This is a genomic window from Halomonas sp. BC1, assembly GCF_002078135.1.
GTDB classification, from domain to species: domain Bacteria; phylum Pseudomonadota; class Gammaproteobacteria; order Pseudomonadales; family Halomonadaceae; genus Vreelandella; species Vreelandella stevensii.
The window spans coordinates 12,206-37,564 of the sequence record NZ_LFGS01000004.1 but is presented as its reverse complement, the minus strand read 5'-3'; the positions used below and the strand labels follow the sequence as shown (position 1 = coordinate 37,564).

The following is a 25,359-nucleotide window of genomic DNA, read 5'->3' as shown; positions in this document are numbered from 1 at the left end:
AGGGGGGAGCACGTATAATGCGCTCCCCGTTGGCTGAGTCGTCTGGGTAACCCTCACTGGAAGGGCGGGATGAGAAGCGTGGGTCAATCGCATTGGTAGATAGACAGGAGTAACGCATGGCAGGTGGTTTTAGGCGCGGTAACCGTAAGCGGCTTCCCAAGCTGGAAGGTCGGGGTGAGCTCCAGTCGTTAGAGCGTGAAGGTCCCTTCAAAGAGTGGTTGGGCATGCCCGATCTCTACCGCTACCACCTGGTAGTGGAAGGGGAGCAGTACAGCTACCAGACAGAAGATGCGGAATTACCTGTCACCATTGGCGACAAGGTCGTGTTCCGTTACAAGGAAACCAAAGGGGGCAACTGGATCGATCGCAACTCGCTTGGCAAGGCCATCGACCCCTCGGAATATCAGTAATACGACACACATCTTGACGTTTCGGTCAGGAACTCTTTTCTGTTATTGCCCTCTTAGGGGGATAGTGCCAAGGTAATACTATTGTCATGGGGCAAAGGCATGCTGTGCTCCATGGCGATGACCAATAACAGGAGGGAACCATGGAACTTAAAGAGCTTAAACAGTTCGTCGAACGTCATGACAATTTTGAAATCCGAGTAATCACGCATTCGGGTAGCCGTTTCTATCAGGTCGAGCTCGAAGACGTCGAGGGTGAGCGTCATATGCTGACCCAGCGTGGCAAGCCTATGCTGTTTCGAGCGCTGGACGATGTGTACCTCGAACTCAAGCGGGCCGGTATCCACCGGGCTTACCTCGTTCAGCACGTGCCTCAGGATGAAGTCATCGGTCGCGACGCCCACTACAGCGCGCCGCTGACCTCGCGTATGCCGCTGGTATTCTGACGCCCAGGCATCACTGATTGCGCGAGCGTGACCCGCATTTTTCCCACCATTGGCCCAGCCGAATTCGGCGACGGGCAAAGAACCGATAGCCTGCATCCATGACGGCGCGCAGGCCAGGCAAGCAAGACAGTCTTACCAGCCGCCTGTAGCCCAACACGGCATACAGGGCCCGGCTGGCATCCATCCCGACATACCAGTTTCCCTGCTGATCCTGAAGATGCAGTTGCCCCATCATGGCTTCGAAGCTGAGCCCCAATGCGCCGGGGTCGAAATCCTCGTGCTGAATATCGATCAGGCGAATGCGCTGGTGGTGTCGGTGCTTGGCTAGCCAGGCCACTTCGACGCGACAAAAGGGGCAGTGTCCATCGTGGTAGAGCGTGACCGGTGGTTCGGCATGCAGCGTGGCGAAACGGCTCATGAGGAGCGCTCCTCGTGGGGGGTATCCTTGGGTGTGAGCGGCTTGCTCGTAACCGGCGGCAGTGGGGGGCGATGCCAGGAACTGCTCTACCTGCTGGCGCAGAACGCCACCACCGCGCCTTCAGGGGCCTGGCGAAGTGTCGGAAGCGACGGGCTAAGCTGGTCGCCCAGAATGAGTAGCAAAGGCTTGGACATGGGTTGGCCTACAGTTATACAAATTATGTTGATAGTATAACTTTATCCCGCGTCTTTGCTGAAAAGTGATAAGATTTAGACCATTGTGAATGATCGACAGCCCCCAGGAGTAAGTGAGATGGCCGACAGCGTTGTAAAGGATCAACCCGGTGAAGGGCGCTTGGCCCACGCGCCAAGCAGTCATCCTCCGGTTGCCCCCGCCAAGGTGGGCGTGGTGCTGGCCAATCTGGGGACGCCCGATGCGACTGACTACTGGTCCATGCGGCGCTATCTCAACGAATTCCTGTCGGATAAGCGGGTCGTGGACTATGCGGGTTGGAAATGGCAACCGCTGCTGCAGCTCATCATTCTGACCAAGCGCCCCTTTACGTCGGGCCATGCCTACAAAAGCATCTGGAACACCGAAAAAGACGAGAGCCCGCTGCTGACCATTACCCGTGCACAAACGGAAAAGATGACCGCCCGGCTGAAAGCGCTGTATGGCGACAGTGTCGAGGTCGATTTCTGCATGCGCTATGGCAACCCTTCCACGGAAAGCGTGCTGAATCGCATGAAAGAGAAGGGCTGCGAGCGCATCGTGTTCTTCCCGCTCTACCCGCAGTACGGCTCGCCCACCACGGCTACCGCCAACGATCAGGCGTTTCGCACGTTGATGAAGATGAAGTGGCAGCCCTACCTGCGCACGGTGCCGGCCTACTTTGAACACCCGGCTTACATCCAGGCGCTGGCCAACTCGGTGCAAGAGGCGTACGACGGCTTTGAAAGCCGTCCCACCAAGCTCGTGGCCAGCTACCACGGTGTGCCGGAACGCTATCTGATGGAAGGCGACCCCTACCATTGCCAGTGCCAGAAAACCACGCGCCTGCTGCGTGAGCGTCTGGGGTTGAGCAAGGAGGAGGTCGATACCGCCTTCCAGTCACAGTTTGGCCCGGAAAAGTGGGTAGGCCCGCAAACCGTGGATCATGTGGCCGAGCTGGCCAGGCAGGGCCACAAGCACATTGCCATTCTGTCACCTGCTTTCTCCTCCGACTGTGTGGAAACCCTCGAAGAGATCAAGGAGGAGATTCACGACAGTTTCATGGAGGCCGGTGGCGAGACGTTCAGCTATATTCCTTGCCTGAATGATCGCGATGATCATATCGATGCCCTGTTGGCCGTGGTCAATAATGAGCTGTTGGGCTGGTTGCCCGTGCCCGCTCCGTAAGATTTCTGCTCGCGCTGACGCCGCTTTGGCCACTGCCCGAGCTTTTTTTATGCCAGCGAGGTGGCTGGAGTTTTTCGAAAGGCTGGTATAAGGTTTGTGCATATAAAATCACATTTATTCAACGTTTAAGCGGCACATGTCGTACCATGCGCCGCTTGCGGGAATAGTTTGCGCTTATTTTAGGGAGAGAACGCCGGATGCAATTTGCCGTTTTAATAGGCTTCGTGCTGGCAGCGTCGTCACCGCTGCTCAACCTCTGGTGTAGGGAACGAACCAGCCTGGTGCTGGCGCTATTTCCAGCGCTGATGGCCGCGTGGCTGATTGGCCAGGCCCCGGTGGTGCTGAGTGAAGGGCCGCAGCTGCTGGAGTGGGCGTGGGTGCCGTCGCTGGGGATCAGCCTGAGCTTTTTGCTGGATGGCCTGTCGCTGCTGTTTGGCCTGCTGATTTCCGTCATCGGTACTTGCGTACTGATCTATGCTGGCGGGTACTTGAAAGGCCATCCGGATATTGCCCGCTTCCATCTGGCGCTGGTGGCCTTCATGGCCTCCATGATGGGGCTGGTCATGGCCGATGGCCTGTTGACCCTGTTCGTTTTCTGGGAACTGACCAGTATCACCTCGTATCTGTTGATCGGCTTCAACCATAACGATATCGAGGCCAGAAAGTCGGCTCGCCAGGGCTTGTTCGTGACCGTTTCCGGTGGCCTTGCGCTGATGGCGGGACTGGTCCTGCTGGGTGTGGCCAGCGGCAGTTGGTCGCTGAGCGAGATTCTGCAGTCCGACGACAACCTGCGCGAGCATGCGCTCTATACGCCCATGTTGATCTGCCTGCTGCTCGGTGCGTTCACCAAGTCGGCGCAGTTTCCGTTTCATTTCTGGCTGCCGAACGCCATGGCGGCGCCAACGCCCGTATCGGCTTACCTGCACTCGGCCACCATGGTCAAGGCGGGTATCTACCTGCTGGCGCGCCTGCAGCCCGAGCTGGGCGGTACCGGCATGTGGGTGGGTATTCTCTCGGTGGTGGGTGCGACCACCATGCTGACGGGCGCCTTCCTGGCGATCCACCATACCAATATCAAGAAGCTGCTGGCCTACTCGACGATCATGGCGCTGGGCACCTTGACCATGCTGCTGGGCATTGGCTCCGACTATGCCATGACGGCGTTCGTCACCTTCCTGCTGGCGCACTCCATGTACAAAGGTGCGCTCTTCATGGTGGCGGGTATTCTGGACCATGAAACGGGTACCAAGGATGTCACGGCCATGGGGGGCTTACGGCGAGCCATGCCCGTGACGGCGACGATTGCCTTCGTGGCCGCGCTGTCGCTGGCCGGGGTGCCGCCGCTGTTCGGTTTCATTGGCAAGGAGCTGATGCTGGAGGCTGCCCTGGGCGCCGACAGCGTGCGCCTGATGCTGGTGCTGTTTGCGTTCTTCTCGGCCATTCTGACCATTGCCGTGGCGGCCATCATTGCGCTGCGCCCTTTCTTTGGCGCGCAGCATGCCACCCCCAAGGTCGCCCATGAAGCGCCGTTGAGCATGTTGGTGGGGCCAGCTTTGTTGGCCTGTGGCTCGCTACTGCTGGGGCTGGCGCCCGCGCTGCTGGGGGTGGATGCACTGCTGACCGCAGCGGCCACTTCGGTAGTAGGCGATGCGCTGACGGTTACCCTGTCGCTGTGGCACGGTATCAACGTGGCGCTAATCATGTCGCTGGTGAGCATGGCGCTGGGCTTTTTGCTGTTCAAGCGTTGGGACGATGTGCGCAGTCATTTGGCGCGATTGGCACCGGTCATGCGCTATGGGCCGGAAGCAGGCTATGAAGGCTTCATGAATGGCGTCGTACGCTTCTCCGAGTGGCAGACCCACATTCTGCAGAATGGCTACATGCGTAATTACATTCTGGTGATGCTGGTGGTGTTGATCGGCCTGATCGGTAATTCGATTCTGCTGCGCCACTCGCCCCAGCTGGCGCTGACGCTGGACGTGCGTTTCCATGAAATCATCGTGGTCGGTACCATGGCCATGGGGGCAATTTTTGCCACCATCTCGCGCTCGCGCCTGGGAGCCGTGGTGTCGGTTGGCATCATGGGCTTCTCGATTGCGCTGATCTTCATTCTGTTCAGTGCCCCCGATCTCGGCATCACCCAGCTGCTGGTAGAGACCATGACGGTCATTCTGCTGGTGCTGGTGCTGTTCCGCTTGCCGCGTTACTCCAACCTCTCGACCAGCCTCGAGCGCGTGCGCGATGGGGTCGTGGCAGCTGCCATGGGGGTCATGATCTTCCTGTTGATCATGACGGCATGGAGCATCGACCAGTTCGAAACCATTTCCACGTACATGGTCGAGAACAGCGCGCCACTGGCCCATGGCCGTAACATCGTCAACGTGATTCTGGTGGACTACCGCGCCCTGGATACGCTGGGTGAGATGTTCGTGCTGGCGCTGGCCGCCATTGGTGTCATTGCCATGTTGAAACTGCGTCACGATGGCCCCCAGGGCAAATCAGTAGAGGCGGAGAAGAGCAGCGTCAAGGAGCCCTACGATGGTTAAGTCAGGTACGATCATTCTCAATACGGCGGCACGCTTTTTGATGCCGCTGCAACTGATGTTCTCTATTTTTCTGTTGCTGCGTGGCCATGACGAGCCCGGCGGCGGCTTCATCGCCGGGCTGGTGGCGGCGGGGGCGTTTGCGCTTTACCTGTTCGCCTTTGGTGCCAGCGCCACCCGAGAAGTGCTGCGCATGGTCGACCCCCGCGACCTGGTCGGGGCGGGTCTGCTGTTGGGCATGATCTCGGTGGTGCCCGCCTGGTTCATGGGTGAGCCCTTCTTGACTGCACAGTGGTGGACGATTCCCGGTATCGAGTTCAAGGCCTCTACGCCGCTGATCTTCGATGTGGGCGTCTATCTGGCGGTGCTGGGTTCCGTGATGGGCATGGTCATGGCGTTAATGGAGGTGGACAAGGATGAGCCTTGAGCTGCATACCCCGGATAACATAGGAGGCTCCCCATGGAACCGCTAATGGCCCTGGCGATTGGTTTGCTGTACGCCACTGCCGTATTCATGATGCTGCGGCGTTCGATCGTCAAACTGGTGATCGGTTTGCTGCTGCTTTCCAATGGCGCCAACCTGCTGATTTTTACCACCGCAGGCATGACCCGTGGCGCGCCACCGCTGATTCCCGAAGGCATGATGCAGCCACTGGGCCCCGTGGCCGATCCGCTGCCCCAGGCCGTGGTGCTGACCGCCATCGTCATCGCGTTCGGCGTACTGGCATTTGCCGTCGTACTGATTCGCCGTGCCTATGAGATCGTGAAGGCAGATGATTTGGACAAGATGAAGGATACCGACACGTGAGGCCTGAAGTTGCACTTCCCGTTCTGTTGCCTCTGCTTTCGGGGGCGATATCGCTGCTGTTCTGGCGGTCGCGGCCCATGCAGCGCTTTGTGGCCGTTGCTGGCAACGTTGCGCTGCTGGGCGTCAGTCTGTGGCTGTTTGTCGCGGTACTGACAGATGGCTATGTCACCATGCAGATGGGTAACTGGCCTGCGCCCTTCGGCATTACCCTGGTGGCGGACATGCTCAGTGCCGTGATGATCCTGATGACCGGTATCATCGGCTTGGCCATGGGCATCTACTCACTGGCCACCACCGGGCGTGGTCATGAAAAGTTTGGCTACTACCCGCTGATGCATCTGCTGCTGGCCGGTGTGGCCGGAGCCTTCCTGACCGGCGACATGTTCAACCTCTACGTGTGGTTCGAAGTGATGCTGGTGGCATCGTTCGCGCTGCTGATTCTGGGTGGCGAGCGTGCCCAGATGGAAGGAGCCATCAAGTATGTGACGCTGAACCTGTTGGCATCGGTGATCTTTCTGACCGCCGTCGGTCTGCTGTATGGCACGGTCGGTTCGCTGAACATGGCCGATATCGCCCTGCGCATGGACGAAGCCGAGCACAGCGGCATGGTAGAAGTGCTGGCCGTGATGTTCATGGTGGCCTTTGGTATCAAGGCGGCCGCGTTTCCGCTGTTCTTCTGGCTGCCCGCGTCGTATCACACGCCGCCCGTGGCGGTATCGGCGCTGTTTGCTGGCCTGCTGACCAAGGTCGGGGTGTACTCGCTGTTCCGCGTCTTCACGCTGATCTTCGATCAGACCATGGGCTACCTTCAGGACATCATACTGTGGGGTGCAGTCTTGACCATGGTCACCGGCGTACTCGGGGCGGCGGCGCAGTATGAGTTCCGCCGTATTCTCTCGTTTCACATCGTCAGCCAGATTGGCTACATGATTCTTGGTCTGGCGCTCTATACCCCGCTGGCCATCGCCGGTGGCGTGTTTGCGATCATGCACAATATCATCGTGAAAACGAATCTGTTCCTGATCAGTGGTATCACGCATCGCTTGCAGGGCACCTACCAGCTCAAGAAGATGGGCGGGCTGTATCGCGAGCGCCCCTGGCTCGCCGTGGCGTTCTTCATTTCGGCTTTCTCGTTGGCGGGCATTCCGCCGCTGTCCGGTTTCTTCGCCAAGTTCGTACTGGTGCGAGCAGGCCTGGAAGCGGGCGCCTATGTGGCCACCGGCATCGCTTTGGCCGTGGGCTTGATGACCCTCTACTCGATGGTCAAGATCTGGAACGAAGTGTTCTGGAAAGCCCTCCCGGAAGAGAACAAGGTGCCCGCCACCCAAACGCCCACGGGCGATGACGGCCGTATGCTCAAGCCGAGCCTGTGGATGATGTATCTGCCGGTGATCGTGTTGGCCATGATGTCGCTGCTGGTGGGTGTGTTCGCCGAGCCCATCATGCAGGTCATGAATCAGGTTGGCGATCAATTGATGAACCCGGCAGGCTATATAGAGGCCGTACTCGGTGAGTCGGCAAGTGTCATCGATGCGCTGTTGGAAGCGGCTGAAGCAGGTGTGGATCAGGCGAGTGACGTTCAGGAGGATGCTCCATGACCGGTGCAATTTGGAACTTGTTACTTGGCTTGGCCTGGGTACTGTTGAGCGGTGATTTCTCGGGCTTGAACCTGCTGGTAGGCATGGTGTTTGGTTATATTGCGCTGGTGTTGATCGAACCTCAGGTTGAAGCGCTGAAAGGCTATCCTTCGCGAGTGCCGCGCATCATCGGCTTCATTGGCTTCTTCATGAAAGAGCTGGTGCAGGCCAACTTGCGCGTCGCTTTCGATATCCTGACGCCGCCCTGGCACATGCAGCCAGGGGTCATTGCTTTTCCGCTGGCCGCGCGCACGGAAATGGAGATCACCATGGTGGCCAACCTGATTTCGCTGACGCCGGGCACGTTGAGCCTGGACGTCTCCGATGATCGCCGGGTGCTCTATATCCATGCCATGTTCCTTGATGACGAAGATGAGTTGAGACGTAGCCTCAAAGAGATGGAGTACCGAGCCCTGGAGTTATTTCGCTGATGGATACCGTGATTTTAATTAGCCAGGTCGTGATGGGCTGTGCCCTGATACTGACCTTCGTGCGCGTGGTGCGTGGCCCTAGCCTGCCGGACCGAGTGGTGGCGCTGGAGCTGTTTTCCACCACGGTGGTGGGGCTGGTAGGGGTATATGCCATACAATCAGGTGTATCGAGCTTTCTGGATGCGGCCATCGTCATTGCGCTGATGGGCTTCCTGGCCGCCATCGGATTTGCTCGCTTTCTGGAACGTGGAGGGCCGCGGGATGATTGATTTCGTCAAGGGAACGCTGGTTCTGACCGGCGCCAGCTTCATGCTGCTGGCCTCCATTGGTTTGCTGCGGCTGCCCGATTTGTTGACCCGTATGCATGCCACCACCAAGGCTGCTGCACTGGGGGTGATCCTGATCATGCTGGCGGCAGCCATGCACTTTGCCGAAGTGGGGGTCGTGGCGCGGGCATTCGCGATCATCGTATTCATCTTGATCACCGCACCTATTGCCGCCCATGTGATTGGCAGGGCGGGTTACTTCGTCGGCTCTCGACTGTGGAGCGGTACGGTGAAGGATGAACTCAGGCCCAATTATGATCCGCTCACCCATGAATTGAAGAGCGGATTGGAGACCCATGAAAATGCCAAGCGTCAACCTCGGCCTACAGATCCCGACTGACCATTAATCAACGAGTTAACCAAAAGCCACCTTCGGGTGGTTTTTTTATGCGGAGTTAATAAGGCGCTGCTGTTTAACCAAAGTGCGCAGTGCCACTAAATGCCTGTTAATTTATATACAATATATGTACTGTATAAGATATAGTGTCCATGTATGAAAGCGTGGCGCGGTGCTTTACGCGCAGCGAGATGGACAGATGAGACGAAAACAAGACCTACCGGAAAAAGACTGCGTTCAATGCCAGCGCCCATTTACTTGGCGGAAAAAATGGGCGCGCTGTTGAGAGGAAGTGCGTTTTTGCAGCGAACGCTGCCGACGCGAAGCCAGACAGCACAGCACGCCGAGGAGGCACGAGCATGAACAGCACGACTGATATTGTCTGGCTACAGGATAACCTCCGTGTAGCGGACAACCCTCTACTACATTTCACATCCGCCCCTGATCAACTGGTTTGCCTTTACGTACTGGACCGGGCGTGGTTACGTTCCAATATGGCAGGCGAGGAGACTTGCCGCCTTGGCCCGGCGCGCCTGCGCTTCTTATGGCAAAGCCTGATGGAACTGCGTGGCGAGCTGCTGCAATTAGGCAGCGATCTGCTGGTACGTATTGGTCACCCTGCCGAAGAGGTAGTGGCCATGGCCACGCGCCTCAAAGCCCGGCAAGTGCTGGTCGCCGAACACTCGGGCTGCGAAGAACGGGCGCACATTGGTCAGGTGGCCGAGACGCTGCCTGAGCACTGCTCGCTGGTGCGTTTCGATAGCGGCTACCTGATTGACGCCTCGGCGCTGCCGTTTGCGTTGGAGGAGCTGCCTGCCAGCTTTTCGGCGTTTCGTCGTCAGGTGGAGAAACATTGTGAGATCCCCGCGCCGCTCAGCATGCCGGTGACGCTGCCCGGGTGGCCAGACGACGCCCCCCGCGGCTTCCCGCCGCTCAGGGATGTGTGTCAGCAGAGTGCGACCTGGCAGCCAGACAAGCGTCAGGGGCTTGTATTCGTCGGCGGTGAATCCGCCGCTCGAGACCGGCTGCAGCACTATCTGTGGCGGCAGAACGGCGCTGAGTCCTACAAGAAAACCCGCAATGGTTTGTTGGGAGCCAACTTTTCGACGCGGTTTTCGCCTTGGCTGGCCAGGGGCTGTCTCTCGGCTCGCCAGGTACACCGTGAGGTCAAGGCCTGGGAAGCCATCAACGGTAGCTGCGAGTCCAGCTACTGGATCGTGTTCGAACTATTGTGGCGTGACTACTTTCACCGTGCAGCACAGCTGGAAGGCCCTGCGCTATTCGGCCGCGAGCAGCTCCCCGTGCCTAACGAGGCGTTCAACCGTTGGCGCGATGGCAAGACAGGGGTCCCGTTCATCGATGCGGCGATGATCGAGCTCAAAGGGACCGGATGGATATCCAATCGCGCACGCCAGAACGTGGCCAGTTTCCTGGTCAAGGATCTCGGCGTGGACTGGCGTTTGGGCGCTGGCTGGTTCGAGCACTGTCTGATCGATTACGATGTGGCCAGTAACTGGGGTAATTGGCGCTATATCGCCGGAGTAGGGCGAGATCCCCGGCAGGATCGCTACTTCAACGTGTTGAAGCAGGCAGGACATTATGACCCAAAAGGCCTCTATGTCGCATACTGGCTGCCCGCCCTCGAGTCCTTGCCCTTTGGCCTCGAACGGCACCAGCCTTGGCGCGCGGCGCCTTCCAGGTTCGATCCTCCCTGCGTCATGCCAAGTGAGTGGCACCGCTGGCTGATTGCTGCCGAAGAGTTCGAGGAGACGGATGAGTAAGCAAGCAGGAAGCGTTGTGAGTGAACGCCGATTGGCCTGGGGGCTGGGCCTTGCTGGGCTGATCCCGTTCATTGCGGCGAGTGGCGCAGCATGGTGGGCGCCTACCGCCTGGCAGGTCACGGCGATTTACGGGTTTACTTACTACAGTGCGGTGATTCTGTCATTTCTGGGTGGCGTTCATTGGGGCAGTGCGCTGCAGGTCTCGCGGCTGGGTAACGGTAGGCGCTTGGTACTGGCCATGGTGCCTAGCCTGATTGCCTGGCCTGCGCTGATGTTCGATGTGGTGACGGGGCTATGGGTGCTGTTGGCAGGCTTTGTGCTCATTGGTCTTTACGATGTCAGCCGCGATGGCCGTGAAGGGTTTCCTCGCTGGTACACAGGGTTACGCTGTGTGCTGACCGGTATCGTGGGGGCTGCCCACCTGGTGGTGCTGTGGCGGCTCATGGTTGGAGGCTGGCATCAGACCCGTTTCTGAGCCATTATCACAGCCACGCCAAGGACAGCCATGAGACGATGACATGTTATTGAAATCCCAGGTATCACCCGCTTTCGCGCCCACCTTCAAGCCAGCCTTGATACTGGCAACGATGCTGGCTTTGGGGGGGCAATCTGCCCAAGCCAGCCCGCAACTGATGACCGAAGTCGATGCGCGAGCCGCCGAGCAGGTGCAGTATGCCAGCTTCAACCAGTGGCTAAGTGATTTCCGCCGTTACGCCGCCAATCAAGGGATCAGTGAAGCCACTCTGGCCAAAGCGCTGGACGGTGTGCGTTATCGCGAGCGGGTGATCGAGCTGGACCGTCATCAGCCTGAGTTCGTCAGGCCCATCTGGCAATACCTCGATAGCGCCGTGTCCAGTACGCGCATTGCCAATGGTCGTGAAAAGTATGCTCAGCATCGCGATACTGCTCAACAGATGCAGCAGCGCTATGGGGTGCCTGCCGAAATCATCGTTGCCATCTGGGGTGTCGAGAGTAATTACGGCAGCAACTTTGGTGACTTTTCGACGCTGGAGTCCCTCGCCACCCTGGCCTACGATGGCCGTCGCCGTGATTTTGCCCGCGGAGAGCTTCTGGCAGCGCTGCGTATCATCGAGCAGGGGGATATCGCCGCCGATGAGATGCGCGGCTCCTGGGCCGGGGCCATGGGGCATACTCAGTTCATCCCCAGCAGCTTCGAAGCCTATGCGGTGGACGGCGACAACGATGGACGGCGTGATATCTGGGGCAGTATTCCCGATGTCATGGCCTCGACGGCCAACTACCTGGCCCGCGCCGGTTGGCAAGCAGGCCAGCCCTGGGGAGCCGAAGTGGTGCTGCCTGATACGTTCGACTACTCGCAAACCGAGCGTTTGAGTTCGGCCCAGTGGGCCGCGCAGGGCGTACGGGCGGTGAGCGGCGATTTGCCCGCCTTCGATAGCGCCGCCGTCATCGTACCAGCGGGTGCCAGTGGCCCAGCATTCATCGTAGGCCCTAACTTCCGGGCCATTTTGCGCTACAACAACGCCACCAGCTATGCACTAGCGGTGGCGACACTGGCCGATGCCATTGCCGGGCGTCAGGGTATTACTCAGTCCTGGCCCACCCATGAGGCACCTTTGACGCGCGACGATGTCAGAACGCTTCAGCAGCGGCTGAACAACGCCGGTTATTCGGTGGGCACCGCCGATGGCATCATGGGACCCAATACCCAGGCAGGTGTGCGAGCCTTCCAGCGTGATCAAGGGCTGGTGCCAGATGGCTTTGCTACTCAATCGCTGCTCGCGCGACTGCCATAATTCCACTACTCCTTTAATCCAACTATCAAGGATGCGTTGCGATGGTGAATAGATTGCGAAAGGCCATGGGCATGACGGCTCTGGCGAGTGTGCTGATGGCGAGTGCCAGCGTACAGGCTGAGGACAAGGTGTTCGGCTGGGTGGAGAACGCGTTCATCGAGCCTTGGGGCATTGGCGTCAAGGCCAAGCTGGACAGCGGTGCGCTGACCTCGTCGTTGGACGCCCGTGACATCGAGATTTTCGAGAAGGATGGCGAAGACTGGGTGCGCTTTCGCTTAAAGCTGGAGGATCAGGCCAGCGGTGAGGCCTTTAGCGACGAAATCGAACGTCCGCTGTATCGTGAGCAAGCCGTGCGCGGCGCCGGTGGGCGCGATGAACGCCCCGTGGTGCTGATGGATGTGTGCATGGGCGACACCATCTATGAAGAGCAGTTCAGCCTGCGCGACCGCGAAGAGATGATTTACCCGCTGCTGCTGGGGCGTCGCACGATCAGCCATCTTGGGTTACTGGATGTGCGCAGAACGTTCTTGCAGACACCGGAGTGTGGGGAGAATGCCGAGTACGTTCCCCACGACCCCGAAGACGATCAAACCTGATCAATAGGGTGAGTCAGAACAGCCGTGCCAGCAGCGCCGTCACGGCGGTTTCTACTCTCAGGATGCGCGGGCCCAGGTGCATGCCCTCGCATCCTGCTGCCAGCAGTTGCTCGACTTCCCATTCGATAAACCCCCCCTCTGGCCCCACGAAAAGTGCACAGGGCTCGTCGATGCCGCGTGGGCAGGCGTCGGGCATGCCAGGGTGAGCGACGAGTCCCCGTCGCTCGTGTAGTACGCCGTTCAGGTGATCTTCCAGAAAAGGGCGAAAGCCCTTGCACAGCGTGACCTGCGGGAGCTGCGTGTCGCGTGCCTGCTCCAACCCGAGCAGGAGATGCTGGTGCACCTTTTCTGGGCGTAGCTCCGGCGATTGCCAGTAGCTTTTCTCCACCCGCTGGGTGTGCAGTAGGGTAATCTGTTTCACGCCTAGCGCAGTGACATGTTCCAGCGTGCGGGCCAGCATGCGCGGGCGTGGCAGGGCCAATACCAGATGTACCGGTAGCGCGCGCGGTGGAGGCGTTTCCAGCGGGCCCAGGTGGAAGAGGGCACCGCTGTCGCTCAGTTCGATCAGTTCGGCCTTGCCCATGTTGCCTCCTTGAACGCCCACGCTCAGTTGGCCCCCCGGCTGGGCGCGATGTACGTCGCGCAGATGCGTCAGGCGGCGGGTGTCGGTCAGGCGGGCTTGTTGGCCGTTCACCTCACTGGGGTCGAGCAAGATCAGATTCATGATGGTCGTCTATTAGTCGTGGGCAGGCCGCGCATCGCGGCACTAATCCGTTAAGCTGGCTTGCATGGGCGTGTGTTGCAGGCACAATAGCAGCCATGGCGACAAAAGCCTTTATCGCGTTTAAGGAGATACGCTGTGCGCGTCATTCGTAAATATGCCAACCGCAGGTTGTACGACACACAACAAAGCCGCTACGTGACGCTGGAAGATTTGCGCCGTCTGATCATCGACGAAGAGCCTTTTCGTGTCGAAGATGCCAAAAGTGGCGAAGACCTCACGCGCACGATTCTACTGTCGATCATTATCGAACAGGAGCAGGCCGATAGTGAAGCGGAAGTGTTCTCCAACGATCTGCTGGCCCAGTTGATTCGCGTGTATGACATGTCGTCACCGCTGCCTCTGGCGCGCTATCTGGAACAGGGCACCCAGCTGATGCTGGAGCAGCAGAAGCGCCTCCAGAGCCAGTGGCAGCAGGCCATGCGGCATACGCCCATGGAGTTCATGCGTGAACTGGCCGAGGAGAACATGCGCTTTTGGCAGAACACGCTCAACCAGCCTTCCACCAAGGAAGACGACGACCCAACGGACGGCAAGCCTTAGCTTCACAACAGCGCTGGGTTTCAGACAGCGCTTGGCGCCCCGCTAGCGGCTGCGTTATGGCATAATGCGCCCATCGATGCTCTCCTGTTTTGAGAAGGATACCCATGAAAGTTTTGATGATCGGTGGCGGTGGTCGTGAACATGCCCTTGCCTGGAAGCTTGCCCAATCCCCCCAGGTCGAGCAGGTGTTCGTAGCGCCTGGTAATGCAGGCACGGCCACGGAGCCCAAGCTGAGCAATGTGGCCATTGCCGCAACCGACCTGCCTGCGCTGGTGGCGTTTGCTCAGCAAGAGCAGATCGCCCTGACGGTCGTTGGCCCGGAAGCGCCGCTGGTGGAAGGGGTGGTCGATCAATTTCAGGCAGCGGGCCTGGCCATCTTTGGCCCTACCCAAGGGGCTGCTCAGTTGGAAGGCTCCAAGTCCTTCACCAAGGACTTCCTGGCCCGCCACGCCATTCCCACCGCCGACTACCAGACCTTCACGGCGGTCGAGCCAGCGCTTGACTACCTGGCCCGCATGGGCGCGCCCATCGTCATCAAGGCCGATGGTCTGGCCGCCGGCAAGGGCGTGATCGTGGCCATGAGCGAAGCCGAAGCCGAAGCCGCCATTCGCGATATGCTGGAAGCCAACGCCTTTGGCGATGCCGGTGCGCGGGTCGTCATCGAAGAGTTTCTGGATGGCGAAGAGGCCAGCTTCATTGTCATGGTCGACGGTGAGCATGTCGTGCCCATGGCCACCAGTCAGGATCACAAGCGTGCCTACGATGGCGATACCGGTCCCAATACCGGCGGCATGGGGGCCTATTCACCGGCGCCTGTGGTCACGCCCGAGGTGGATGCCCGCATCATGGAGCAGGTGATCCTGCCTACCGTACGAGGCATGGCCGAAGAGGGCAATGCGTACACGGGCTTCCTGTATGCCGGTTTGATGATCGACGCTGCGGGCCAACCCAAAGTGATCGAATACAACTGCCGCTTTGGTGACCCGGAAACCCAGCCCATCATGATGCGACTGGTGTCGGATCTGGCGGAGCTTTGTCTGGCGGGCGCTAAAGGCGAGCTGGCAGGCAAGCAGTGTGAATGGGACAGCCGCGCGGCGGTGGGCGTGGTCATGGCGGCGGGCGGTTATCCCGGCAGCTATCGTAAAGGCGATGTGATTCACGGCTTGGTCGATGCCGAGCAGGCCCAGTGCAAGGTGTTCCACGCGGGCACTGCCCTGACCGATGAAGGCGAGATCGCCACGGCCGGGGGGCGCGTACTGTGTGTCACGGCGCTGGGCGACAGCGTGTCGGCTGCTCAGCAGCAGGCCTATCAGGGTGTCAAGGCCATCCAGTGGGAAGGCGCCGAGTTCCGCCGTGATATCGCCTTCCGCGCCATTGCCCGGGAAGTGAATCACTAACGACCTCTTTCGTCACCCAAGCAGGAGAGCCGTCATGGAACGCGTTGCTATCGAATTTCCCGCAGACGCGGTGATCCACCGCCATACCCTCTCGGTGCGGGTGACCGACATGAACTACGGCCGCCACCTGGGGCATGATGCCCTGGTGTCGCTGCTGCATGAGGCCAGGGCGCAAGCACTGGGTAGCCTGCACTTGCCCGAGTGGGACATGGGCGGCTATCCCAGCGTTGTGGTGGACCTGGCGATACAATATCAGCAGGAAGCGCGCTTCCCGGAGGTGCTGGTCATCGAGACGGCGGTGCCTGAACCGCAGGGCAAGGCACTGACTGTCTATCAGCGTGTCTTGAAGGAAGGCAGCGAGACCGTGGTGGCCACGGCCCGAATCAACAAGCTGCTGCTGGATCTGGGGGCGGGCAAGCCGGTGCCCATTCCTGACGCGGTGAAGCAGACACTCGCCGAGGCAAGGGGGAGCTGATGTCCCGAGAGTATCCCATCATTGCCATCACCGGCTCCTCTGGGGCTGGCACCACCACGGTGCGCCGTAGCTTCGAACGGATGTTTCTAAGAGAAGACGTTCACGCGGCCATGGTGGATGGTGATGCCTTCCATCGCTATACCCGCGATGACCTCAAACGTATCTTCCGCGAAGAGCCCGAACGCAAGGATGAGCTTTCTCACTTTGCCGTCGAGGCCAACCTGCTGGATCGCCTGGAGGGCCTGTTCGTCGAGTACGGTGAACACGGCACCGGTACCTACCGGCACTACATCCATGCAGAAGACAAGCAGAAGATCGAAGCCGGTTACCGAGTGGGCACCTTTACCGAATGGCAGGCGCTGCCTTGCGGCACTGACCTGCTGTTTTACGAAGGGCTGCACGGTGGGCTGGTGACCCGCGAGTACGATATTGCTCGGCACGTGGATTTGCTGGTGGGCGTTGCGCCGACCATGAACCTGGAGTGGATTCAGAAGATCGATCGTGACACCAAGCTGCGTGGCTATTCCCAGGAAGCGGTCATCGACACCATTCTGGGGCGCATGGACGATTACGTGCGCTATATCCAGCCGCAGTTTTCGCGTACCCATATCAACTTTCAGCGCGTGCCTACCGTCGACACCTCCAACCCCTTCGAGGTGCAGGATATCCCCACCGATGCCGAGTCTTTCGTGGTGATTCGCTTTCGCGACCCCTCGACCGTGGATTTCCCCTGGCTGCTGGCCATGATCAAGGATGCGTTCATGACGCGGCCCCACACGCTGGTGGTGCCCGGTGCACGCATGTCGTTGGCGATGGAGTTGATCCTCGCCCCGTTGGTTCGCCACCTGCTGGCTCAGCGCCGTTTCCGATAGGCGCGTTTAGCTGGCTCTTTTGACAATAACGCGCCATACCAAGGAGGCTGCGATGGAGTGCCTGTTTTGTAAAATCATCAACCGCGAGATTCCTGCGGATATCGTCTTCGAAGACGAGCATGTGCTTGCCTTTAACGATATTAGCCCTCAGGCGCCTACGCATCAGCTGATCATCCCTAAAAAGCACATCGCCACGCTCAATGACATTGCGCCTGACGACCTGCCGGTGATCGGCCGCTTGCAATATACCGCTGCCCAGTTGGCCAAACAGCAGGGATTTGCCGAAGACGGCTATCGGGTGGTCATGAACTGTAACGAAATGGGCGGGCAGACGGTCTACCACATCCATATGCACCTGATGGGCGGGCGCCAGTTCACTTGGCCTGCAGGCTAAGTCTAACGCGGGAGGCTCGCTTTGGCGGGCGAAGGGCGCCGTCAGGCGCCCTGGCAAAGTCAGCCATCGCGAGCTAAAGCTTCCTCCCACACCCGCCCTGCCAGGCACTGGGGGGAGGTCGCTTTAGCAGGCGAAAGGCGCCCGCGGTCAAGCGTCGATACGCTTGTACTTCATGCGCTTCGGCGTGTCGTTGCCGACTCGTTTCTTGTGATCTTCTTCGTATTCCGTGTAATTGCCATCGAAGAACACCACTTCCGAGTCGCCCTCGAAGGCCAGGATGTGCGTGGCGATACGATCCAGGAACCAACGGTCGTGGGAGATCACCATGGCGCAGCCGGGGAAGGCCAGTAGGGCTTCTTCCAGGGCGCGCAGTGTCTCGATGTCCAGGTCGTTGGAGGGTTCGTCCAGCAGCAATACGTTGGCACCCTGCTTGAGGGTTTGCGCCAGCTGCAGGCGCCCGCGCTCACCGCCCGACAGCTCATCCAGGCGCTTCTGCTGGTCGTTGCCCTTGAAGTTGAAGCGACCCACGTAGGCACGCGAAGAGACTTCGTAGCCGTTGATGTTGAGAATGTCCTGGCCGTCGGATACCGCTTCCCATACCGTCTGCTTGTCGTCCAGCGCGTCGCGCAACTGCTCGACGTAGGCGATATCCACGGTTTCACCGATCACCACGTCGCCCGCATCCGGCTGCTCCCTGCCGGTGACCAGCTTGAACAGCGTCGATTTACCCGCGCCGTTACCGCCGACGATGCCGACAATGGCCCCCTGGGGAATGGTAAAGGAGAGGTCCTGGTAGAGCAGCTTGTCATCGAAACGCTTGGTGACGTTGTGGAATTCGATGACCTTGTCACCCAGGCGCGGGCCAGGCGGAATGTAGATTTCGTTGGTTTCGTTACGCTTCTGGTAGTCGCCGGACTGCATCTCTTCAAAGCGATTGAGACGCGCCTTGCTTTTTGCCTGACGGCCCTTGGCGTTGCTGCGTACCCACTCCAGCTCCTGCTTGATGGCCTTCTGGCGCGAGGCTTCCTGCTTGGCTTCCTGGGTCAGGCGCTGCTCTTTCTGCTCCAGCCACTGAGAGTAGTTGCCCTCGAAGGGGATACCCTGGCCACGGTCCAGCTCGAGAATCCAGCCTGCCACGTTGTCCAGGAAGTAACGGTCGTGAGTGATGGCCACGACGGTGCCGTTGTAGTCGTGCAGGAAGCGCTCCAGCCAGGCCACCGATTCCGCATCCAGGTGGTTGGTGGGTTCGTCCAGCAGCAGCATGTCCGGGCTGGACAGCAGCAGGCGGCACAGAGCCACACGGCGGCGCTCGCCCCCGGAAAGGTTGCCTACCTTGGCGTCCCAGGGCGGCAGACGCAGCGCTTCGGCGGCCACTTCCAGCTTACGCTCGATGTTATGCGCATCGGCGGCTTCGATGATGTTTTCGAGACGCGCCTGTTCGCTGGCGAGGGCATCGAAGTCTGCATCCGGTTCTGCGTAAGCCGCGTACACCGCATCCAGTTTCTGCTGAGCTTCCTTCAGGGCACCCAGCGCTTCTTCGACGGTATCCCGGACGTTTTTCTCGTCGTCCAGCTGCGGCTCCTGAGGCAGGTAGCCCACGTTGATGCCGGGCATCGGACGAGCTTCACCTTCAAACTCTTTATCGACACCGGCCATGATGCGCAGCAGCGTGGATTTACCGGCGCCGTTCAGGCCTAGTACGCCGATTTTGGCGCCCGGGAAGAACGACAGCGAGATATCCTTGAGAATTTGCTTCTTGGGCGGCACGACTTTGCCAACCCGATTCATGGTGAATACGTATTGCGCCATGGAAATCCGTTAGGTTGTGGTAAAAGCGGGGCCAGCGGTGCTGGCTTGGTGTACAGATGATAGTGCCCAGCGCGGCTAAAGGCCAGCCGCACGGTACTGAGTCAGGTGAGCAGGATGAAACGAAAAACCGTGCGGAAATGAAAAATTCTACGCAGACTGGTTTGCATCTATTGGCCCCCACAGGCTGGCCTGGAGGCACTCACTGCTGTGGGAGGGGGTTGTTGTGGGAGGGAGCTTTAGCTCGCGACGATTCAGGCACCAGTGCCTGCCCAGACAGTCGCCCAATGAAATTGGCCTCCCACAAGCTGGCCTGGAGGCACTCACTGCTGTGGGAGGGGGTTGTTGTGGGAGGGAGCTTTAGCTCGCGACGATTCAGGCACCGGTGCCTGCCCAGGCCGTCGCCCAATGAATTGGCCTCCCACAAGCAGGTTTGGGTGGCTACCCAGGCTATCCTGAATCCATTACGCGCTGAATTAAATGAAAAGGGGCAATCCAATGATTGCCCCCTGTTCGAACGACAGAGCATCTACCCGTAAGGCGCTACTCTTCCTCATCCCAGTCGTCTTTGATGGCACGCTGCAGGCGTCGCTCTTCTAGCCATGCTTCCACCTGGCGCCGTGCGCGCAGGGTGTCGGCCTTGCTGGGTTTGCTCTTGGCGTATTGATCGTCGTTGACCGCGTCCAGGTTGTCGAAGTCGTCGGCGTCCAGCCCGTCGCTGGTGTAGGTCTCACGATTCAAGGGGTCACGGCTCATGGTATGCCCTCCAACCCAGGCCGGCGCACCGGCATCACAACGGCTCCCTTCCGCAGGGAGCACCTAACGCTAAACAAGCGCCTAGGCGCTATATAACGCCAGTTGGGATGAAGTTCAAGCACAAACTTGCCTTGGCCGCCATTAAATCCCCCAGAGCTACCAAAATCCCCAGAGCTACCAAAATCCCCAGAGCTACCAACAGCAGCATGGCCACAAACGCTATTCGGCCAGCGCCTGCTGCTTTTTCAACGCTGCCAAAGCCAGCTGGGCTTCGACCCGTTCGGTGACGTCTTTCTGCACGCCGATGAAGTACATCAGGTTATCGGCTTCATCATAAACCGGCGTAATCGATAGCTCGTTCCAGAACATCGTGCCGTCTTTACGATAGTTGCGCAGCACTTCGCGAGAGGGGCGGCCATCCTGTAGGGCATCACGAATCGACGCGAGGGCATCCTGATCGCGGTCTTCGTTCTGCAGAAAACGACAATCTCGATACAGGATTTCGTCTGCGCTGTAGCCGGTCAGTCGTTCGAAGCCCTTGTTGACATAAATCAGAATGTTTTCGTCACCTTCCTGCTCTGCAACGACAATGCCATCTTCAGAAGCATCAACAATGCGTTCGAGTAACTCCGGGCTGATCAAGGGAGATCGTTTCATCAATGGATTCCTGTTGCTTCTCGTCATTCTAGCCGTGTCGCTGTTCGTCAGCGCGAGGCGCGTATAGGCAGGGTAGGCGATGCCACTTACCACTGATTACCGCTAGGATAGCAAAAAACCACGTTACGCCGTGATTCCCGCCCATCATGGCGAGCGTTGCACGGGTTTGCAATCCTTGAAGATCACTCTGCTTCTGGAAGACGCTGAGCGCTTACCATGGCCCCGAGTGCCGTGGCCGCTAGCACCAGCAGCAATAGGCTGCTGCCAAGCCACTGGGCCAGCCCGCCAATCAGGCCGCCCACTGCCAGCATGAGCACTCCTGTGAAAGTGTTGGACAGCGCCACATAGAGTGCTCGGTTGTCCTGACTGGCCATATCGACCAGATAGGTCTTGCGGCCCAGGCGAACCCCATGGTGAATGATCATCAGCAGGGCATAAACGCAGGCGTAGGGCAGTACGCTGCGGGTCCACTCGCCCGGTAGCCAGGCAATGCCCGCGCCTAGGCAGCAACACAGAGCGGTACCGGCGGCAGCATCACGCATGACGCGGCGGCTGGAGTGGTCCGCGCGTTTGCCCCAGATGGGGCTGGCAATCATCGCTGACAACCCGGACACCACCACCATGATGCCTAGCCCGCCCAGCTCACCGCCGCTTTGTTGTTGGCCCAGCAGCGCCAGGTAGGGCAGGGCAAGCGCACTGGAAAGCAATAAGGCCCTGGCCAGATTGAAGTGCAGGAAGGTGCGATCCTCGCGCATCAGGGTGGCCCCGAGCTTGATACTGTCCCAGGCGTTTTCACCGCCTTCTACGGCCCCCGGCATTTCCTTGATGCGCGCGGCGCTGAACGCGTTGAGCAACCATCCCGCCGCCGCGACACATAGCAGCATGGCCAGCGCCACGTTACCTGGGCGATCACCGAACCACAGCAACACACCGCCCGCCGCCAGCGTGGCGGCACCTGCTACGCTGCCACTCCAGCCCATGAGGGTCCCTCGCCGGCGCTTGGCGATGGTCTTGCCCAGTACGTCCTTGGTGGCGATCGACGAAAGCCCCCTCGCCAATGACAGTACCACCAGCACCGCCAGCACCAGAAATCCACCCAGCGTGCCATTTCCCCAGAGCGCCAGTAGCGCGAGGCACAGTGCGGCCAAGGCTTGAAGCAGCGCTCCGGTGACCCATACCCACTTGCGCTGAGGTTTCAGGCGAATGAAGCCTGCCACGAACAGCTGAGGCAGCAGCGCGCCAGCCTCACGGATGGGGACCAGCAAGCCCACCATCCACACTGGCGCACCGATGATGCCCATCAACCAGGGCAATACCAGTCGTGCACTGGAGAGTTCATCCGCCAGCTTGTTACCCAATGCCGCCCATAGATGATGGAAAAAGTTACGCGGCTGCTCCTGGCAAGCGCCCTCGGGGATGTCGGCACACATACGGCTGTCGTCATCGCCCGTCAGCCACTCATAGAGACGCGTTTGTGAAACATCTGGCTGAGCCATGGGGTTCCTTGGCAGTTGCTAATAAATATAAGATGACAGAATGCTTGATCAATATCATAGCGTAATCGACATGATAGTTTAGCTTGTCAGGGAATTGGCCGATAAGGAGTACGCCATGCCGCAGGTCCGGATTCACTACTGCACCCAGTGTCAGTGGCTGCTGCGCAGCGGCTGGTATGCCCAAGAGTTACTGTCCACGTTTGGTGAGCAGCTCGACCAGGTCGCGCTCGTGCCTTCCCATGGGGGCCGGTTTGAAATCTGGTGTGATGACACGCTGCTTTGGGAGCGCAAACGTGACGGCGGCTTCCCGGATATCAAGACGCTCAAACAGCAGGTACGCGATCACATCGACCCTGACCGTGACCTTGGGCACATCGACCGATGAGCCAGGATAGAGCGGCTATTCTGTATGGACTGGGGGCGGTCGCCCTTTGGTCGACGGTAGCGACCGCCTTCAAGCTGGCACTCTCCTGGATGAGCCCGTTAGAGCTAATGTGGCTAGCGGCGTTGGTGTCATGGCTGTTGATGGGCGCGCTGGTAGTTGCTCAAGGGCGCATGCAGCAGGCGCTCAGGTACGGCTGGCGCACGGCCTTATGGGCGGGGCTGATGAACCCCGTCGCGTATTATCTGGTGTTGTTTGCAGCCTACGACCGTCTGCCAGGCCAGGAGGCCATGGCCCTGAACTACACCTGGGCATTGGCCATGGCATTTCTGGCGGTGCCTCTGCTGGGGCACCAGTTGACGCGAAGAGACATGCTGGCCGGGCTGATCGCCTATGCCGGGGTGTGGGTCATTGCGACGCGTGGACAGGTTTTCAACGTCGCCTTCGAGGATGGTTTAGGCGTTGCGCTGGCGCTTGCCTCAACGTTGTTATGGGCACTCTACTGGCTACTGAATGCGCGAGATGCCCGGCCACCGTTAGTGGGGCAGTGGCAAAACTTCAGTGTTGGCTTACCTGTTTTAACCGTTCTGTTACTTTTTGGCCCGGGGTTTCAGTGGCATGGCATGACTGCGCTGGCCTCCGGCGTATACGTAGGATTGTTCGAGATGGGCATTGCCTTTGTGCTGTGGCAGTTGGCGATCCACAAGGTGTCTCGAACCGCCAAGGTGTCTACGCTGATCTTCCTCTCTCCGCCGGTCTCTCTGTTGTTGCTCTATGTCGTGGTGGGCGAGCCATTACTGAGCTCGACGTTGACTGGTCTATTGCTGATCCTGGCGGGGCTGGCGCTTCAGCAGTGGCCGAGAAAGGAATTGCCCGCTACCGATTGAGTGTTTTTTCAGCATGTTATTGTAAATTTTTGTGACTTTTGTTTTTATATAGTGGTGCTTACGAATTCAGTGCTAGCTAATATGAATTTGCTAGGGAGTTATGTCTAGACGACACTCATGTTTAATTGAATTCGGCAATAACAAAGCGCAATAGATGTGTCAGCATCGGCGGGTAAGCAGCCAAGGGGGTAGCAATGCACGGTAGCGTTGTTGCACAGGGAAAGACTACTTGCTCATCTGCAGCGAGAAACGTTCATTCGAGATTCACGGCCATGAAGAACAGCAAAACAACCACGCAAGCATCATCCTCTTTTTTACAACGCGGTCTGCTCCCCGCAGCCGTGGCAACCTTGGGTTGCCTGCCACTGACGGCATTGGCACAAAATCTGCCTGCTACGCTTTACGCGCCGGGCGCTACGGATGTGGTCAGTACCATTCAGCAAACCATCGTCAGCAATCCTCAGGTTAATGCCGCTTGGGCCAACTTTAGCGCAGCAGGTAGCGACGTGCGCGTTGCTCAAGGTAATTATCTGCCCTCTATTGATGTTTCGGCGGGGGTAGGCCGTCAAGATCAGCAGAACGATGGGCGGGGCAGCTATAACAGTGATTTTGCCGAGCTGACGCTGACCCAGATGGTCTTCGATGGTTTCGCGACGCGCAGTGAAGTGGAGCGTCTGGATCGTACGCGCTTGATTGCCTATTTCGAGCTGCTGGGGGCCAGTGAAAATATTGCCCTGGAAACCTTCCAAGCGTATCTGGATGTCATGCGTTTCCGTGAAATGGTGCGTTTGGCGCAAGATAATTACCGCGAACACCGCCGCGTGTTTTCGCAGATCGAAGAGCGCGCCCTTTCGGGTGCGGGCAGAGGGGTAGACCTGGCGCAAATCAGTGGTCGTCTGGCGCTCGCCGAGTCCAACCTGATGACCGAAGCCTCCAACCTGCATGACGTGACGGCGCGCTATCAGCGCCTGGTCGGCCAACTGCCGCCTCAGAACATGACGCCTGCGCCCTCACTGGCGGCTGATTTACCCACGGATGTGAGCCAGGCCATTCAGATGGCGTTCCAGGGGAATCCTGAATTCCACGCTGCCATCGAGAATATTGCTGCCCAGCGGGCCGTGCAGAGCGCTGAGCGTGCTGCGTTTATGCCGCGATTGGATATTCAGGGGCGTACCGGCACCAATAATCAGGACGACGCCATTTCAGGACGTCGCGACGAGCACAGCATTCAGCTAGTGGCGAGCATGAACCTTTACCGTGGTGGTTCTGATAGTGCTGCCTTCGAGGCGGCCTCCACCCGAATCGAGCAGGCGGTCAACCAGCGTGAAGTAGCTTGTACCAACGTGCGTCAGACCACGCAGATTGCTTACAACGATACCCAGCGCATTGGCGAGCAGCTGCGCTATTTGAATGACCATCGCCAGTCCATCGACCGGGTCCGCGGTGCTTATCAACAGCAGTTCGATATCGGTCAGCGCACCCTGCTGGACGTGCTGGACAGCGAAAACGAGTTCTTCGAGGCCAGCCGTGCCTATGCCAACGCAGAGTTTGATCTGACGCTGGCCCAGGCCCGCACCTTGGCCGCCATGGGCCAACTAATGCAAACCCTGGACGTCGTCCGTGACGACATCCCTAGCCTGGCAGAGCTGGGCTACGAAGGCATGGCGCAGAATCCCGAAATGGCGTGTGGTACGGAAGGGCCGCGCGGGTTTACGCTGGAAGACTTCACTCGAGGTATCAGTGCCCAGTTCAGTCACGAGTCAACTAGCCAGTCACCGGTGTACGCGTCAGCAGCCACCTATGTGATGATGCCTGACGTCTAAACAGTGTCGCTACGGCTGACGGTGTTCCATGGTTTTGAAAACGCCGTCAGTCTAGCTATCCATTATTATCCGGCTCACAAAAGCCCACCGCTGGCGGCCACTTTTTAGTCGTCAGGCATGTATAGTTAAGCGCTTCCCTGAGGATACGAGGTCTGTGTGACACAAGCGAAGCTAACGAAGACAGACG

General features: G+C 59.0%; 29 protein-coding genes. 23 read left to right on the top strand and 6 right to left on the bottom strand.

Annotated elements, in window-relative coordinates:
- Positions 1-116 precede the first annotated feature (116 nt).
- Positions 117-410, top strand: a complete 294-nt coding sequence (locus tag B7L72_RS01775) for a hypothetical protein (RefSeq protein ID WP_039182003.1) — start codon at positions 117-119, stop codon at positions 408-410.
- Positions 411-550: 140 nt separating this feature from the next.
- Positions 551-853: a DUF6482 family protein gene (locus B7L72_RS01770; protein WP_039182006.1), complete on the top strand. Its 303-nt coding sequence runs from the start codon at positions 551-553 to the stop codon at positions 851-853.
- A gap of 10 nt (positions 854-863) precedes the next feature.
- Here B7L72_RS01770 and B7L72_RS01765 read toward each other — a convergent pair whose 3' ends face one another.
- Positions 864-1,271 carry a thiol-disulfide oxidoreductase DCC family protein gene (locus B7L72_RS01765; protein WP_081192226.1) on the bottom strand — a complete coding sequence of 136 codons (408 nt, stop codon included), beginning with the start codon at positions 1,269-1,271 and terminating at the stop codon, positions 864-866.
- 312 nt (positions 1,272-1,583) lie between these two features.
- Between B7L72_RS01765 and hemH the strand changes: the two genes are divergently transcribed.
- From hemH to rloA3, 13 genes are all read left to right on the top strand, one after another.
- On the top strand, positions 1,584-2,669 hold the full coding sequence (hemH, locus tag B7L72_RS01760; RefSeq protein WP_081135349.1) for a ferrochelatase: 1,086 nt from the start codon (positions 1,584-1,586) through the stop codon (positions 2,667-2,669).
- 197 nt (positions 2,670-2,866) lie between these two features.
- A complete protein-coding gene (locus tag B7L72_RS01755) occupies positions 2,867-5,215 on the top strand; it encodes a putative monovalent cation/H+ antiporter subunit A (protein ID WP_016916563.1) in 2,349 nt (782 codons plus the stop codon).
- Positions 5,208-5,639 carry a Na+/H+ antiporter subunit B gene (locus B7L72_RS01750; RefSeq protein ID WP_016916564.1) on the top strand — a complete coding sequence of 144 codons (432 nt, stop codon included), beginning with the start codon at positions 5,208-5,210 and terminating at the stop codon, positions 5,637-5,639. Before B7L72_RS01755 ends, B7L72_RS01750 begins: the two co-directional genes overlap by 8 nt.
- A gap of 33 nt (positions 5,640-5,672) precedes the next feature.
- On the top strand, positions 5,673-6,020 hold the full coding sequence (locus B7L72_RS01745) for a Na+/H+ antiporter subunit C (RefSeq protein WP_026002026.1): 348 nt from the start codon (positions 5,673-5,675) through the stop codon (positions 6,018-6,020).
- The gene (locus tag B7L72_RS01740) at positions 6,017-7,618 is read left to right on the top strand and encodes a Na+/H+ antiporter subunit D (protein WP_016916566.1); all 1,602 of its coding nucleotides are present in this window, start codon (positions 6,017-6,019) and stop codon (positions 7,616-7,618) included. Before B7L72_RS01745 ends, B7L72_RS01740 begins: the two co-directional genes overlap by 4 nt.
- Entirely contained in the window at positions 7,615-8,088 is a 474-nt protein-coding gene (locus B7L72_RS01735) for a Na+/H+ antiporter subunit E (protein WP_016916567.1), read from the top strand. Before B7L72_RS01740 ends, B7L72_RS01735 begins: the two co-directional genes overlap by 4 nt.
- The gene (locus B7L72_RS01730) at positions 8,088-8,357 is read left to right on the top strand and encodes a monovalent cation/H+ antiporter complex subunit F (protein WP_016916568.1); all 270 of its coding nucleotides are present in this window, start codon (positions 8,088-8,090) and stop codon (positions 8,355-8,357) included. The genes B7L72_RS01735 and B7L72_RS01730 overlap by 1 nt, the downstream gene beginning before the upstream one ends.
- A complete protein-coding gene (mnhG, locus tag B7L72_RS01725; RefSeq protein ID WP_016916569.1) occupies positions 8,350-8,754 on the top strand; it encodes a monovalent cation/H(+) antiporter subunit G in 405 nt (134 codons plus the stop codon). Before B7L72_RS01730 ends, mnhG begins: the two co-directional genes overlap by 8 nt.
- A gap of 196 nt (positions 8,755-8,950) precedes the next feature.
- Entirely contained in the window at positions 8,951-9,037 is an 87-nt protein-coding gene (locus B7L72_RS01720; protein WP_081192809.1) for a DUF2256 domain-containing protein, read from the top strand.
- A gap of 73 nt (positions 9,038-9,110) precedes the next feature.
- A complete protein-coding gene (locus B7L72_RS01715; protein ID WP_081192224.1) occupies positions 9,111-10,532 on the top strand; it encodes a DASH family cryptochrome in 1,422 nt (473 codons plus the stop codon).
- A 16-nt stretch (positions 10,533-10,548) separates the two neighbouring features.
- The gene (locus tag B7L72_RS01710) at positions 10,549-11,007 is read left to right on the top strand and encodes a DUF3429 domain-containing protein (RefSeq protein WP_081192222.1); all 459 of its coding nucleotides are present in this window, start codon (positions 10,549-10,551) and stop codon (positions 11,005-11,007) included.
- Positions 11,008-11,050: 43 nt separating this feature from the next.
- Positions 11,051-12,307: a lytic murein transglycosylase gene (locus B7L72_RS01705; protein WP_139788415.1), complete on the top strand. Its 1,257-nt coding sequence runs from the start codon at positions 11,051-11,053 to the stop codon at positions 12,305-12,307.
- A gap of 65 nt (positions 12,308-12,372) precedes the next feature.
- Complete coding sequence (rloA3, locus tag B7L72_RS01700; RefSeq protein ID WP_081192220.1) at positions 12,373-12,903, top strand: retropepsin-like aspartic peptidase RloA3; 531 nt, start codon at positions 12,373-12,375, stop codon at positions 12,901-12,903.
- 13 nt (positions 12,904-12,916) lie between these two features.
- On the opposite strand, the gene B7L72_RS01695 is transcribed toward rloA3, so the two are convergent.
- Positions 12,917-13,627 carry a 16S rRNA (uracil(1498)-N(3))-methyltransferase gene (locus B7L72_RS01695; protein WP_081192218.1) on the bottom strand — a complete coding sequence of 237 codons (711 nt, stop codon included), beginning with the start codon at positions 13,625-13,627 and terminating at the stop codon, positions 12,917-12,919.
- A 135-nt stretch (positions 13,628-13,762) separates the two neighbouring features.
- Here B7L72_RS01695 and phaR point away from each other — a divergent pair, with 135 nt between their 5' ends.
- From phaR to B7L72_RS01670, 5 genes are all read left to right on the top strand, one after another.
- Positions 13,763-14,227, top strand: a complete 465-nt coding sequence (phaR, locus tag B7L72_RS01690; protein ID WP_016916575.1) for a polyhydroxyalkanoate synthesis repressor PhaR — start codon at positions 13,763-13,765, stop codon at positions 14,225-14,227.
- Positions 14,228-14,331: 104 nt separating this feature from the next.
- Entirely contained in the window at positions 14,332-15,624 is a 1,293-nt protein-coding gene (purD, locus tag B7L72_RS01685; protein WP_081192216.1) for a phosphoribosylamine--glycine ligase, read from the top strand.
- Between the two features lie 34 nt (positions 15,625-15,658).
- On the top strand, positions 15,659-16,099 hold the full coding sequence (locus B7L72_RS01680; protein WP_016916577.1) for an acyl-CoA thioesterase: 441 nt from the start codon (positions 15,659-15,661) through the stop codon (positions 16,097-16,099).
- Entirely contained in the window at positions 16,099-16,971 is an 873-nt protein-coding gene (locus tag B7L72_RS01675) for a phosphoribulokinase (protein WP_016916578.1), read from the top strand. Before B7L72_RS01680 ends, B7L72_RS01675 begins: the two co-directional genes overlap by 1 nt.
- A gap of 52 nt (positions 16,972-17,023) precedes the next feature.
- A complete protein-coding gene (locus B7L72_RS01670) occupies positions 17,024-17,365 on the top strand; it encodes a histidine triad nucleotide-binding protein (RefSeq protein ID WP_039182057.1) in 342 nt (113 codons plus the stop codon).
- Between the two features lie 147 nt (positions 17,366-17,512).
- On the opposite strand, the gene ettA is transcribed toward B7L72_RS01670, so the two are convergent.
- The 4 genes from ettA to B7L72_RS01650 all read right to left on the bottom strand — a co-directional run bounded on the left by ettA (position 17,513) and on the right by B7L72_RS01650 (position 22,080).
- A complete protein-coding gene (gene ettA, locus B7L72_RS01665; protein ID WP_081192214.1) occupies positions 17,513-19,174 on the bottom strand; it encodes an energy-dependent translational throttle protein EttA in 1,662 nt (553 codons plus the stop codon).
- A 540-nt stretch (positions 19,175-19,714) separates the two neighbouring features.
- Positions 19,715-19,927: a PA3496 family putative envelope integrity protein gene (locus B7L72_RS01660; RefSeq protein WP_016916581.1), complete on the bottom strand. Its 213-nt coding sequence runs from the start codon at positions 19,925-19,927 to the stop codon at positions 19,715-19,717.
- 219 nt (positions 19,928-20,146) lie between these two features.
- Positions 20,147-20,584 (bottom strand): PAS domain S-box protein, encoded by a 438-nt coding sequence (locus B7L72_RS01655; RefSeq protein WP_081192212.1) that lies wholly within the window; start codon positions 20,582-20,584, stop codon positions 20,147-20,149.
- A gap of 182 nt (positions 20,585-20,766) precedes the next feature.
- Complete coding sequence (locus tag B7L72_RS01650; protein ID WP_081192210.1) at positions 20,767-22,080, bottom strand: MFS transporter; 1,314 nt, start codon at positions 22,078-22,080, stop codon at positions 20,767-20,769.
- 115 nt (positions 22,081-22,195) lie between these two features.
- Here B7L72_RS01650 and B7L72_RS01645 point away from each other — a divergent pair, with 115 nt between their 5' ends.
- From B7L72_RS01645 to B7L72_RS01635, 3 genes are all read left to right on the top strand, one after another.
- Positions 22,196-22,465 carry a SelT/SelW/SelH family protein gene (locus tag B7L72_RS01645; protein ID WP_016916584.1) on the top strand — a complete coding sequence of 90 codons (270 nt, stop codon included), beginning with the start codon at positions 22,196-22,198 and terminating at the stop codon, positions 22,463-22,465.
- Positions 22,462-23,349, top strand: a complete 888-nt coding sequence (locus B7L72_RS01640; RefSeq protein WP_081192208.1) for a DMT family transporter — start codon at positions 22,462-22,464, stop codon at positions 23,347-23,349. Before B7L72_RS01645 ends, B7L72_RS01640 begins: the two co-directional genes overlap by 4 nt.
- A 272-nt stretch (positions 23,350-23,621) precedes the next feature.
- Complete coding sequence (locus B7L72_RS01635) at positions 23,622-25,172, top strand: TolC family outer membrane protein (RefSeq protein ID WP_081192206.1); 1,551 nt, start codon at positions 23,622-23,624, stop codon at positions 25,170-25,172.
- Positions 25,173-25,359 lie beyond the last annotated feature (187 nt).

Bases quoted from the DNA above. Each gene is read 5' to 3' on its own strand.
- B7L72_RS01775 (WP_039182003.1), top strand. From the start codon at position 117: ATGGCAGGTGGTTTTAGGCGCGGTAACCGTAAGCGGCTTCCCAAGCTG.
- B7L72_RS01770 (WP_039182006.1), top strand. From the start codon at position 551: ATGGAACTTAAAGAGCTTAAACAGTTCGTCGAACGTCATGACAATTTT.
- B7L72_RS01765 (WP_081192226.1), bottom strand. From the start codon at position 1,271: ATGAGCCGTTTCGCCACGCTGCATGCCGAACCACCGGTCACGCTCTAC.
- hemH (WP_081135349.1), top strand. From the start codon at position 1,584: ATGGCCGACAGCGTTGTAAAGGATCAACCCGGTGAAGGGCGCTTGGCC.
- B7L72_RS01755 (WP_016916563.1), top strand. From the start codon at position 2,867: ATGCAATTTGCCGTTTTAATAGGCTTCGTGCTGGCAGCGTCGTCACCG.
- B7L72_RS01750 (WP_016916564.1), top strand. From the start codon at position 5,208: ATGGTTAAGTCAGGTACGATCATTCTCAATACGGCGGCACGCTTTTTG.
- B7L72_RS01745 (WP_026002026.1), top strand. From the start codon at position 5,673: ATGGAACCGCTAATGGCCCTGGCGATTGGTTTGCTGTACGCCACTGCC.
- B7L72_RS01735 (WP_016916567.1), top strand. From the start codon at position 7,615: ATGACCGGTGCAATTTGGAACTTGTTACTTGGCTTGGCCTGGGTACTG.
- B7L72_RS01730 (WP_016916568.1), top strand. From the start codon at position 8,088: ATGGATACCGTGATTTTAATTAGCCAGGTCGTGATGGGCTGTGCCCTG.
- mnhG (WP_016916569.1), top strand. From the start codon at position 8,350: ATGATTGATTTCGTCAAGGGAACGCTGGTTCTGACCGGCGCCAGCTTC.
- B7L72_RS01720 (WP_081192809.1), top strand. From the start codon at position 8,951: ATGAGACGAAAACAAGACCTACCGGAAAAAGACTGCGTTCAATGCCAG.
- B7L72_RS01715 (WP_081192224.1), top strand. From the start codon at position 9,111: ATGAACAGCACGACTGATATTGTCTGGCTACAGGATAACCTCCGTGTA.
- B7L72_RS01705 (WP_139788415.1), top strand. From the start codon at position 11,051: ATGTTATTGAAATCCCAGGTATCACCCGCTTTCGCGCCCACCTTCAAG.
- rloA3 (WP_081192220.1), top strand. From the start codon at position 12,373: ATGGGCATGACGGCTCTGGCGAGTGTGCTGATGGCGAGTGCCAGCGTA.
- B7L72_RS01695 (WP_081192218.1), bottom strand. From the start codon at position 13,627: ATGAATCTGATCTTGCTCGACCCCAGTGAGGTGAACGGCCAACAAGCC.
- purD (WP_081192216.1), top strand. From the start codon at position 14,332: ATGAAAGTTTTGATGATCGGTGGCGGTGGTCGTGAACATGCCCTTGCC.
- B7L72_RS01680 (WP_016916577.1), top strand. From the start codon at position 15,659: ATGGAACGCGTTGCTATCGAATTTCCCGCAGACGCGGTGATCCACCGC.
- B7L72_RS01675 (WP_016916578.1), top strand. From the start codon at position 16,099: ATGTCCCGAGAGTATCCCATCATTGCCATCACCGGCTCCTCTGGGGCT.
- B7L72_RS01670 (WP_039182057.1), top strand. From the start codon at position 17,024: ATGGAGTGCCTGTTTTGTAAAATCATCAACCGCGAGATTCCTGCGGAT.
- ettA (WP_081192214.1), bottom strand. From the start codon at position 19,174: ATGGCGCAATACGTATTCACCATGAATCGGGTTGGCAAAGTCGTGCCG.
- B7L72_RS01660 (WP_016916581.1), bottom strand. From the start codon at position 19,927: ATGAGCCGTGACCCCTTGAATCGTGAGACCTACACCAGCGACGGGCTG.
- B7L72_RS01655 (WP_081192212.1), bottom strand. From the start codon at position 20,584: ATGAAACGATCTCCCTTGATCAGCCCGGAGTTACTCGAACGCATTGTT.
- B7L72_RS01650 (WP_081192210.1), bottom strand. From the start codon at position 22,080: ATGGCTCAGCCAGATGTTTCACAAACGCGTCTCTATGAGTGGCTGACG.
- B7L72_RS01645 (WP_016916584.1), top strand. From the start codon at position 22,196: ATGCCGCAGGTCCGGATTCACTACTGCACCCAGTGTCAGTGGCTGCTG.
- B7L72_RS01640 (WP_081192208.1), top strand. From the start codon at position 22,462: ATGAGCCAGGATAGAGCGGCTATTCTGTATGGACTGGGGGCGGTCGCC.
- B7L72_RS01635 (WP_081192206.1), top strand. From the start codon at position 23,622: ATGAAGAACAGCAAAACAACCACGCAAGCATCATCCTCTTTTTTACAA.